Here is a 1,826-nt window from a genome sequence, read left to right on the forward strand (position 1 = left end):
CCCCTCACGGCGCAGCCACGCCGAAAGCTTCTCGGCATAAGGATCGAGCTTGCTCGGCCGGTCCGGAACCTGAAACTTCGGCTCAATCACATCAGACCGAAGATATTTGCGGATCGTGTTCCGCGACACGCCTGTGCGCCGGGAAATCTCTCGGATCGGCACATGCTCACGCTTATGCCACCGGCGGATAATGCTCAAAAACGCCATGTCCAACACTCCGTTCGCCCCCGCCTCTTCCAGACGGGGAAACAGTCAAACATGGGTCATGTGTGGAACGGCCCGGGATTCAAGAGCGAGCTTGGAAGACGTGGCGGCGGCACGAATGCGGTCATGTGTCCGGCTTTTCGGTGCGGCCTCATGACCGCCAGCCCAGATGGGATCCGCGAATGACATCCAAACAAATCTGCGGCATCGACGTGCCGTTGACCCAGGCTGGATTTTAGCCATTCGTCGGTTCGACCGATCACCATCATCTTCTATCGCTCCTGCCTCCCCGGCACCGGCCGCGGTCAGGCTGATGCCGGCTGCCGCCGGTATGCCTCGCCACGCGCCATCATCGCCCAGATGATCCGGGCGATCTTGTTGGCCAGAGCGACTGCCGCGACCTTGCGCGGCCGGCGCTCCAGCAACTGCAGCAGCCAGGTGCTTGCCGATTTGCTGCCCGGCTTCGCGTATCGAACCACCGACATCGCACCGACGACCAGCAACTGGCGCAGCCGCTCATTGCCTGCCTTGCTGATCCCGCCAATCCGATGCTTTCCACCTGTCGAATGTTCTCGTGGCGTCAGTCCCAGCCACGCAGCGAAGTGTCGGCCACTCTCGAAATTCGCAGGGTTTATCGAGATCGCCAAGGTAATCGCGGAAATTGGGCCAACGCCGGGGATCGCGGCGAGACGCTGGCTGACTGGGTTGGCCTTATGCTGTTCCAGCAACTGCCGGTCGATCGTCCGGATCTTCAGATCGAGTTCAGCAATGTGTCGTCCCATCTGAGCGAACATCGTCCGAGCACCTTCCGGGATGGCAGCCTCATTTGTCAGAACGCAGACCAGCGCCTCAACATTGCCGCAGCCCTTGGCCGCGACGATACCGAATTCAGCGGCATGGCCACGTAAGGCATTGATCGCCTGCGTTCGTTGCCCGACAAGCATCTCGCGGTGCTTCACGACAATCGTCGCGGCCTGCTCGTCGACCGTCTTAACCGGCACGGTGCGCATGTTCGGCCGCGCGGCAGCCTCGCTGATCGCTTCCGCGTCGTTGCGATCGTTCTTGCCGCGCTTTACGAAGGGCTTCACATACTGGGGAGGGATCAACTTGATCTGGTGACCCATGGCGACAAATTTTCGGGCCCAATGATGGCTTCCCGCGCAGGCTTCCAGAGCGATCTCTGTCGCGGGCACCTTGGCAAAGAAGGCTTCCATCTGCCCTCGCCGCAGATCCCGCCTCAGAATGACACGATCTTGCCCGTCAACGCCGTGTATCGTGAAAATATGCTTCGACGTATCGATCGATATCCGTTTAAATTCCATCGGAGCGGCCCTTTCATGATGGTCATTTGAGCGACCTCATCTTGGCACATCCGATGCCGTGGGCCGTTCCACCCCAACAATTCTCAGTGGAAAAATCCGGCCTTCCCGGGTCAGATCTCAGCGGAAATCAACACTCGGCTTCCTTGGCGTGCTGGCCGGCATCCGTGGGATGCAGGACGTTCTGCGCTCCGTCACCAACACGGCTGCGCTAGGTCGCGCGGCGACGAATATCGGCATCCCGGTCGCGCAGTTGTCGCGCTGGCAGTTGGCGGCGCAACGGTATGCGGGCGGTTCGGCGGA

The 1,826-nt window shown here is 60.7% G+C and carries 2 protein-coding genes; both read right to left on the reverse strand.

Annotated features, from left to right (window positions below; translation table 11 throughout):
- A partial coding sequence (locus tag NEZ08_RS23565; protein ID WP_298112493.1) for an HTH domain-containing protein occupies positions 1 to 207 on the reverse strand: 207 nt, incomplete at its 3' end.
- A gap of 302 nt (positions 208 to 509) precedes the next feature.
- Positions 510 to 1,526 (reverse strand): IS110 family transposase, encoded by a 1,017-nt coding sequence (locus tag NEZ08_RS23570; RefSeq protein ID WP_298112496.1) that lies wholly within the window; start codon positions 1,524 to 1,526, stop codon positions 510 to 512.
- Between the last annotated feature and the right edge of the window lie 300 nt (positions 1,527 to 1,826).

The organism is Bradyrhizobium sp., from assembly GCF_027451485.1.
In the GTDB taxonomy this organism is placed as follows: Bacteria; Pseudomonadota; Alphaproteobacteria; order Rhizobiales; family Xanthobacteraceae; genus Bradyrhizobium.